This is a genomic window from Immundisolibacter sp. (assembly GCF_041625615.1).
Taxonomy (GTDB): Bacteria; Pseudomonadota; Gammaproteobacteria; order Immundisolibacterales; family Immundisolibacteraceae; genus Immundisolibacter.
In genome coordinates this window covers 1-8,445 of record NZ_JBFJTF010000105.1, presented here as the reverse complement: position 1 = coordinate 8,445, position 8,445 = coordinate 1, and the positions used below count along the sequence as shown (strand labels likewise).

The 8,445-nt window shown below is 69.8% G+C and carries 8 protein-coding genes; 2 read left to right on the top strand and 6 right to left on the bottom strand.

The window, feature by feature from the left end:
* The coding region (locus ABYX71_RS08850; RefSeq protein WP_372696135.1) for an EAL domain-containing protein at positions 1-794 on the top strand (794 nt) is incomplete at its 5' end.
* Positions 795-836: 42 nt separating this feature from the next.
* Here ABYX71_RS08850 and ABYX71_RS08845 read toward each other — a convergent pair.
* A complete protein-coding gene (locus tag ABYX71_RS08845) occupies positions 837-2,090 on the bottom strand; it encodes a Rieske 2Fe-2S domain-containing protein (protein WP_372696134.1) in 1,254 nt (417 codons plus the stop codon).
* A 197-nt stretch (positions 2,091-2,287) separates the two neighbouring features.
* On the opposite strand from ABYX71_RS08845, the gene ABYX71_RS08840 reads away from it, so the two are divergent.
* A complete protein-coding gene (locus tag ABYX71_RS08840) occupies positions 2,288-4,129 on the top strand; it encodes a bifunctional diguanylate cyclase/phosphodiesterase (RefSeq protein ID WP_372696133.1) in 1,842 nt (613 codons plus the stop codon).
* A 10-nt stretch (positions 4,130-4,139) separates the two neighbouring features.
* On the opposite strand, the gene ABYX71_RS08835 is transcribed toward ABYX71_RS08840, so the two are convergent.
* The 5 genes from ABYX71_RS08835 to ABYX71_RS08815 all read right to left on the bottom strand — a co-directional run.
* Positions 4,140-5,060, bottom strand: a complete 921-nt coding sequence (locus ABYX71_RS08835) for a hypothetical protein (RefSeq protein ID WP_372696132.1) — start codon at positions 5,058-5,060, stop codon at positions 4,140-4,142.
* Between the two features lie 35 nt (positions 5,061-5,095).
* Positions 5,096-6,406 carry a L,D-transpeptidase family protein gene (locus tag ABYX71_RS08830; protein WP_372696131.1) on the bottom strand — a complete coding sequence of 437 codons (1,311 nt, stop codon included), beginning with the start codon at positions 6,404-6,406 and terminating at the stop codon, positions 5,096-5,098.
* Positions 6,407-6,444: 38 nt separating this feature from the next.
* Complete coding sequence (dapE, locus tag ABYX71_RS08825) at positions 6,445-7,581, bottom strand: succinyl-diaminopimelate desuccinylase (protein WP_372696130.1); 1,137 nt, start codon at positions 7,579-7,581, stop codon at positions 6,445-6,447.
* Positions 7,578-7,931, bottom strand: coding sequence for an arsenate reductase (locus ABYX71_RS08820; RefSeq protein WP_372696129.1), 354 nt, complete (start codon positions 7,929-7,931; stop codon positions 7,578-7,580). Before ABYX71_RS08820 ends, dapE begins: the two co-directional genes overlap by 4 nt.
* 8 nt (positions 7,932-7,939) lie before the next feature.
* The coding region (locus ABYX71_RS08815) for a sulfotransferase family protein (RefSeq protein WP_372696128.1) at positions 7,940-8,445 on the bottom strand (506 nt) is incomplete at its 5' end.

The window sequence follows — 8,445 nt, the reverse complement described above, 5'->3', positions numbered from 1 at the left end:
GTCTGGCGGCGGATCTGCGCGAGGCCATCGATGAGCGGCACCTGAGCATCCACCTTCAGCCCCAGGTCGACCTGCGCACCGGCGAGGTGTGTGGTGCCGAGGCACTGGCGCGCTGGCGCCACCCGGAGCATGGGGTGATTTCGCCGGCCCAGTTCATCGGTCTGGCCGAGCGCACCGGACTCATACGCAACCTGACACAGGCCATTCTCGAAGCGGTCTCGGCGCAGGCCGCGCGGCACGCGGCGGCAGGCCTGCATCTGCCGATCGCCATGAACGTGTCGGCCCGCAACCTGCATGATCCGGCCTTCTTCCGCTGTCTCAAGGACGCGCTCGAGACGTGGCCGCAGGCACGTCATTACCTGCACCTGGAACTCACCGAGACGGCATTGATCGCCGATCCCGCGTACAGCCTGCAGGTGTTGCGTCAGTTGCGTGAACTGGGGCCGGCGGTCTATCTCGACGACTTCGGCACCGGTTATTCGTCGTTGGCCTACCTGCGCGAGTTACCGCTCGACGGCCTCAAGATCGACCGCGTCTTCGTCCACGACCTGACCCATCCGAGAAGCCGCAGCATCGTGCGCACGGTGGCGGATCTGGGGCATGCCCTGAACCTCACGGTGGTGGCGGAGGGCGTGGAGGATGTGGCGATGACGCCTATCCTGAGCGAGCTTGGCTGCGACACCGTGCAGGGTTACGGCATCGCCAAGCCGATGCCGGCTGACGAAATGGTCGGCTGGATCAACCGCTGGCCGGGATTGTCCCAGGATGAGGCGGAGGCGCCGCGCGACCGGTAGCCGGCGCGGGGGCGCCTGGCCGGCCGGTCGGCCACGGCGCGGTCACAGCCCCATGATGTTGCGGTAGCCGCGCCAGAAGCCGCGCATGCCGACCTCGGTCAGCGTGCTGTCGATGTCGGCGATGTCGCGGCCGCCCATCTCGACGATGGATGCCTGGTCACCGTCGCGCACGATGGCCTTCTGCACCAGCTCGCAGACGTCGCCGTCTTCCATCGAGATGAGGCCGGCGGGACCGATCAGGTTGATCTGCTTGATCCGCATGGCGCGCTGCTCGGGCGTGTCGTCCACGTAGCCGAAGTAGGTCCACACCAGCTCGAACTGCTGCGGTCCGTGGGTGACGATCTGCCGCGTGGCCAGCGTGTTGGCGATCTGCTGCACGACCAGGTTCGGGAAGATGACGTGGATGCACAGCGTGTCGCCGTCGGCGTACTCCGGCCATCCCTTGAGCACGCTGGGGTCGGCCAGGGCGTAGTTTTCCTGGTAGGAGCGCCCGCCCTCCTTCTTGTAGCCCTCGATGCGGCCCTCGTCGGTGCCGGCGCGCGAGTGCACGCAGTTGTGCATGCCCTCGTAGCCGTCGGTTTCCGTGCCGCAGATCTGCGAGGCACGGTACAGGCCGAAGGTGGCGTGGAACAGGTGCAGCAGGCTGGCGTGGTAGGGGTCGTGGGTGTTGTCGGCGTACAGCTTCCAGTTGCTGTTGACGAACTGGCGGTGGTAACCGAGCACCTCCACCGGGCGATCGAACAGGCGCCGGTGGTAGTCGGCCATGCGCGGGCCGAAGTACGCCTCCACCGACGGCATGTCGTCGGCGAAGCTGGCAAAGATGCAATCGCCGAACACCTGCACGTTCAGCTTGCGCAGGCCGTGCTGCTTCATGTCGAAATCAGCCGGGTAGCCGCCCTTGCCGCCCAGGCCCCGGCGGAAGGGCACGCCGATCAGGTCGCCCTTGGCGTCGTAGGCCCACTGGTGATAGACGCAGGTCAGCGTGTCGGAATTGCCGCGAAGATCGCGGCACACCAGCGCGCCTCGGTGGGCACAGCGGTTCACCAGCACGTGGAACTGGCCGTCGGCATCACGGCTGACGATGACCGGCGTGTCGCCGACGAAGGTGGTCTTGTAGTCGCCGGCATTCGGCAGCTCGGCGGTCAGTGCGACGTAGTTCCACGTGCGCCCACGGAAAATGCGCTCCTGTTCGAGGTCGTAGATGGCCGGGTCCTGGTAGACCCGGTACGGCACACGGGTGAAGCCTTCCTTGGGCCAGGTCAGGTCGATGGCCACAGGTGTCGTTGGCGCGTTCATTTCAACCTCCTCCTGGGAGTGCGAATGGTCGTGTGTCCATTATGGACGAACCCGGACGCGGGGTCGGGGTGTAACCGACCTGTCATGATGGCTGAAGAACATCCCGGGGCTTTGCCATCACCGGCTGCCGCTGCGTAACCCGCATGTCTCCCTGGTCTCCCGAAGATGTCCATCGCCTGAGCGCGGAGCTCGACGCCGTGCTGGCCCAACAGCGCCTGACGATCCTGTTTCAGCCGATCGCCTCGTTGCGCGGCCGTTCGGTGATGGGTTACGAGGCGCTGGTCCGCGGCCCGGCCGACAGCCCGTTGCACAACCCACTGGTGCTGTTCGGTGCCGCCGAACGGTGCGGGCGTCTGGCGGAGCTCGATCACCTGTGCCAGCAGCGGGCCGCCGCGCGTTTCCTGGCAATGGGGCTTCCCGGACAGCTGTTCCTGAACATGGTGCCGTGCCTGCTGCTGGAGGCCGACTACGACCCGCAGGCATCGATCGACCGGTTGTCGGCGATTGGCATGCCGCCGCAGCGTGTGGTGCTGGAACTGAGCGAGCGTTATCCGCTGGAGGATTCGCAGGGCGTGCGGCGGGCCCTGCAACCGTATGCCCAGGCCGGCTATGCCATCGCCATCGACGACCTGGGGGCGGGCTATGCCAGCCTGCGGCTGTGGTCGGAACTGCGACCGGCCTACGTCAAGATCGACCAGCACTTCGTGCGCGGCCTCGACGACGACCCGGTCAAACGCGAGTTCGTGCGGTCGATGGGCGAGATCGCCCGTGGCGTGGGTGCCCAGGTGGTGGCCGAGGGTGTCGAGACCACCGGCGAGCTGGGGGTGCTGGCGGAGCTTGGCATCGAGCTGGCACAGGGCTATCACCTGGCGCGGCCTGCAGCCGAACCGCCACTGGTGTTGCCGGTGGGCCTGTTCGAGCGCGACCTGCCGCTGCTGCGCGACGCCTGGCGCTGGCAGCAGGGGCAGACCGTGGGCGAGCTGGCGCGACCGAACCCGACCATCTCGCCGGACACCAGCATGGACGCCGCGGGCGTGCTGTTTCGGCAGCGTCCGGACCTGCACACCTTGCCGGTGGTAGCCGACGGTCGCGTGGCCGGCATGGTCCAGCGCATTCCGTTCAGTGATGTCTACCTCAGTCGCTATGGCCGCGACCTGTACGGCCGAAAGCCGGTCGGCTGGTTCATGCAGGGCGACCCCCTGACGGTCGAGAACAGCCTGCAGCTGGCCGATGTCAGCCGGCTGCTGACCGACGTTGCCGCCGGGCAGGTGGACCAGGAGTTCATCGTCACCCGCGGTGGCCAGTATCTGGGCATGGTGCGCGTGCTCGATTTGCTGCGCCGCATCACCGACCTGCAGGTGCGGGCGGCCCGCCATGCCAACCCGCTGACCCTGCTGCCGGGCAACGTGCCGGTGTACGAGTGCATCGACGATCTGTTGCGCCGCCATGCGGGGTTCGCCGTGGCGTACTGTGACATCGACCATTTCAAGCCGTTCAACGACGTCTACGGCTACAGCCGTGGTGACGAGGTCATCAAGTGGCTGGCGGAAGTGGCGGTGGCGCACTGCGACGGCGAGCGCGACCTGGTGGGCCACATCGGCGGCGACGATTTCGTTCTGGTGATGGCCAGCGCCGACTGGCACGCGCGCTGTGAGCGGCTGTTGCGAGCCTTCCACGACGCGGTGGCCGGCTTCTACAGCGCCGAGGACCGCGCAGCCGGTGGTCTGTGGAGCGAGGACCGGCGCGGACAGGCACAGTTCTTTCCGCTGCTGAGCCTGTCCATCGGCGTGGTGTTGCCGGACCCGGCCCGCTGCCGCTCCTACCACGACGTGGCGGTGCTGGCGGCCGAGGCCAAGCATCAGGCCAAGCGCCGGCGCGGGGATGTGGCGGCCGGAGCCCTGTACATCGACCGCCGGCGCGGGCCCGATGGCACGCCGGCGGCAGCCGAACTGCCGCTGAACGTGCCTGATACGGCGCCGGAGGCGTACGCCGCGCCCGGGGCGCGTCCGGGCGCGGCCGGTGTTTGGCGGGCTGAGTGAGACGCCGTTTCTATTCCGCGAAGCGGAAATTCATGGTGCGGTCGTTGTAGTAGACGCCCGACAGCTGCACCACCAGGGACAGGATGTCGCTGTCGCCGTCGTTGAAATGGCCGTGCCACAGGTTGGGCGGCGTCAGCGACACCTGGCCCGGTTGCCAGTCGACCCGGACCGGTTCGACGATGGCGCCGTCGCGCAGCGTCTCGCCGAGCAGGGAGTAACTGTTGGCATTGGCGGAGATCACGTAGGTGATGGCGGCGGCGGCGTGACCGTGCACCGTGTTGGCGGCGCCCGGGGCCAGCCGGTTCAGGTGGGCGAACAGGTTCGGCGTGGCCAGCTTCTCGCGACCGAGGCCCTGGTGGGCCAGGAACACACCGGAGGCGGTGATGCCCTGCGCCCGTGTTTCCTCGAGCCTGGTCGCCAGCTGTCCGGCCGGCCAGTGGGTGAAGGCGATGCGCGGGGTCGGCTGCACCTGCCAGCCCATGTAGCGCGCCATCGGGCTGTCGTCCACGTAATAGAAACGCAGGCCGCCCTCACCGCCATGGGCGCTGGCGCCGACGCTGCCCGGCACGGCCAGGATGTCGCCGCTGGCCACGTCCACTGTCTCGTCGGCCACGCGAAACTGGCCGCTGCCTTCCAGCACCAGGGCGATGACGCCACCGGCCGCCTCGCCGACCGGCACGCTGGCGCCGGGCTTCACCGCGTGGGTGCCGGCCAGCAGGGCCGGCAGGGTGGCCGGGTAGGGCAGGCCGAGCGGCTCACTGAAGTCGATCGGGCCGTCGTGCGGCGCCATCACGGCCGGTGGCAGCACACGCTCGATCGGCTGCGGCAGGGCGGCGCCCATGAAATCGCGTTCCGACAGGAACAACGCGCGTTCGGTGGCCGGTGTGGCGGCGGTGATCGGGGCGCTGCGGTAGGCGATCTGGTGGGCCATGTCGGTTCTCCTCGTGCGGCGGTTGTTTGGTGATGTCAGGGGCGGACGGAGGCCTGTGTCAGGTGGCCATCGGGCAGGTGACGCACGCGCCCGGACTCGTCCAGGTCGCGGTCGATGCGCTTGGCGGCGGCGCGGGCGGCGGCCTGGCTGGTGAACGGGCCGGCCAGCACCTGGACGCGGTCTGCCTGTGCCTCGCGCCGGGCCGGGATGGGCGGCCCCTGATGCAGGAGCATGGCGACCAGCCGGCGGGCGTTGGCGTCGGACTTGAAGCTGCCCAGGTCGACATACCAGTCGCCGCTGGCGACGGGCGCGACATAGGGGCTGGGCAGCAGCGGCGCCGGCGGCAGTGCGGCCAGGTAGGCCTCTGTCGCCGGTGCACCGGCGGCCACCGGCAAGGGGTAGCCGGTGGCGCGGTCGGCCAGTTCCCCGGCGTGCGCCAGATCGACCAGCACGGTGTCGTGCAGACCATGGCGGGTGATGGCCTGTTCCAGTGCGCCGGTGACCAGCGTCATCCGCTGCCTGGGCGTCGGTGCCCGCTCCGGCAACGGCGGATGGGCTTCCAGCACCAGCCCGTCGGCGCCGACACCGGCCAGGTACGGCTGGTCGACCACCGTCACCGGCGTGCCGACAGGCACCGCCTCGAACAGCGGCGCGATGTCTTCCGGGTACATCTGGATGCAGCCGTGGCTGACGCGCATGCCGATGCCGGCCGGCTTGTTGGTGCCGTGGATGAGGATGCTCGACCAGCCAAGGCGCAGGGCGTGGCTGCCGAGCGGGTTGTTCGGTCCCGGCGGTACCACCGCCGGCAGCGGGTCGCCCTTGGCGGCGTGCTCGCGGCGGATCGAAGCCGGCACGGTCCAGGCCGGCGACGGGTGTTTGCGCGCCACCCGCGTGGCGCCGAGCGGCGTGGCCCAGCCCTCGCGACCGATGCCGATGGGGTGGGTGATGACCCGGCGCGGCGCCCCCGGTTCGGCCGGCGGGTAATAGAACAGGCGGCGCGCCGGCAGGTTGATGACGATGCCCTGGCGCGGTGTCTGCGGCAGCACGTGGGCGGTGGGCAGCACGATGCGCTGGCCGGCCGGCGGCGTCCAGGGGTCGACCGTCGGATTGGCGGCGCGGATTTCGTCGTAACCCAGGTCGTAGGCGCGGGCGATGTCGAGCAGCGTCTCCTCGCCCTGCACCGTGGTGTAACGCAGGCGGCCGACCACGTCGGTGTCGCCGGCAAGTTCAAAACTGTTCAGGGCGAACGGGACCGGTGCCGGGGCGGGGGCATGGCGCAGTGGCGGGCGTTGGCCCCAGCCGGCACACCCGGCCAGCGTCGCCAGCAGCAGGTAGAGGGTCGCCACCTGGGCGCCACGGGCCCATGTCCCGGCGCGGCGGGGTCTCATCCGCGGCCCCCGAGCAGGCGCTGCAGCAGGGCCTCGTAGACGTCCGCCAGCTGGTCGATCTCGGCTGCCGGGGTGCATTCGTCGATCTTGTGGATGCTGGCGTTGCGCAGGCCGAGTTCCACCACCTCGGCGCCGGTCGGCGCGATGAAGCGGCCGTCCGAGGTGCCGCCGCCGGTGGACAGCGCCGGGTCCACGCCGAGGGTCTGGCGCAGCGCCGCGCGGGCATGTTCCACCAGGGCCCCGTCGCGGGTCAGGAACGGCTGTGCGCCGAGTGTCCAGGCAATCTCGCAGTGCGCGCCGCAGCCCGCGACGATGGCCTCGAAGCGGCTCTTCAGCGCCTCCGCGCCGGGCTGCGGCGGGAAGCGGAAGTTGCAGTCGATGACCAGTTCGCCGGGGATCACGTTACCGGCGCCGGTGCCGGCATGCAGGTTGGAAATCTGGAAGCTCACCGGCGGGAAGGCGTCATCGTCGCCACCCCAGTCGTGGGTGCACAGCGCCGCCAGGGTGGGCGCGAACGCATGCACCGGGTTCAGCGCCCTGTCGGGATAGGCGACATGGCCCTGCACGCCGAACACGCGCAGCCGCGCCGACAGGGAACCGCGGCGTCCGATGCGCAGCACGTCGCCCAGGCGCTGGTCGCTGGACGGTTCGCCGACCAGGCACCAGTCGATCCGTTCGCCGCGGGCGGTGAGGGTCTCGATCACCCGCACCGTGCCGTCCACGGCGTCGCCTTCCTCGTCGCTGGTGATCAGAAAGCCGATCGATCCGGCCGGCTGGGGGCAGGCGGCCAGAAAACGTTCCACCGCCACCACCATGGCCGCCAGGGCACCTTTCATGTCGGCGGCGCCGCGGGCGATGAGCAGGCCGTCGCGCAGTTCCGCGGCGAACGGGTCGCAGCTCCAGGCGCCCCGGTCGCCGATCGGCACCACGTCGGTGTGGCCGGCGAACACGAACAGCGGGCCGCCGCTGCCGCGCCGCGCCCACAGGTTGTCGACGCGGCCGAAGCGCATCGGTTCGAGTGCGAACCCCAGCGCCGCCAGGCGCTCACCGAGCAGCGCCTGACAGCCGGCGTCGTCCGGGGTGAGCGACGGCCGGCGTATCAGTTCCCGGGCCAGTGCCAGCGCGTCGCTCATTGCGTGCTTCCGAGCAGTACCTGCCAGGTGTCGGGCACGAAACCCACGGTGGTGCGGTTGCCGATCTCCACCACCGGCCGGCGGATCAGTGCCGGTTGCGCCAGCAGCAGTTCGGTCAGCGTGGCCGGATCGTCACAGGCGGCCTGCTGTTCGGCCGACAGGCGGCGCCAGGTGGTGCCGCGCCGGTTGACCAGCGCGTCGGCACCGAGCGCGTCCAGCCAGCCGGTCAGGCGCGGTGCGTCCAGGCCGTCGCGGCGCAGGTCGTGAAAGGGCATGTCGATGTCGTGGGCGGCGAACCAGGCACGCGCCTTCTTCACCGTGTCGCAGTTGGGGATGCCGTACAGGGTCATGTGTGGCTTCAGTCGCGTTGGCGTCCCGGGCCGTGATGAAAGTCGGTGCGCCGGTTGGCGGTCGGGAACGGTGTGTCGGGGACCGGCACGCCCAGGAACGCGCACAGCGGCGCCCAGCCGTCGGCGACGTCATAGGTCAGCAGCCGTGCCGCCGGCACGACGCGCTGCACCTGCGCGTTGTGCTCGGCATAACGGGCCAGCACGTGGGCCTTGTCGTGGGGGCGGTTGTCGAAGGCGCGTTCGACGATGATGTCCTTGGCCATCAGCCGCTGCCCGCGCGCGGCCAGGTCGTTTTCCGGCAGCGGCTGTTCCAGCGCCTTGAAAATGGTGTTGCTGATGCTGTCGTACCAGCCTTCGGGCTCGCGCACGGTGAGGATGACCCTGGCATCCGCGAAATCGCGTACCAGCTCGCGCCAGAACCAGGCCGATGGCCAGTCCACCGCCGAGCGGTAGCCGCCGAGCAGATCGTCCCAGCCCACCGCCTCGCCGCGTGCGCGCGCCAGCCAGCGTTCGG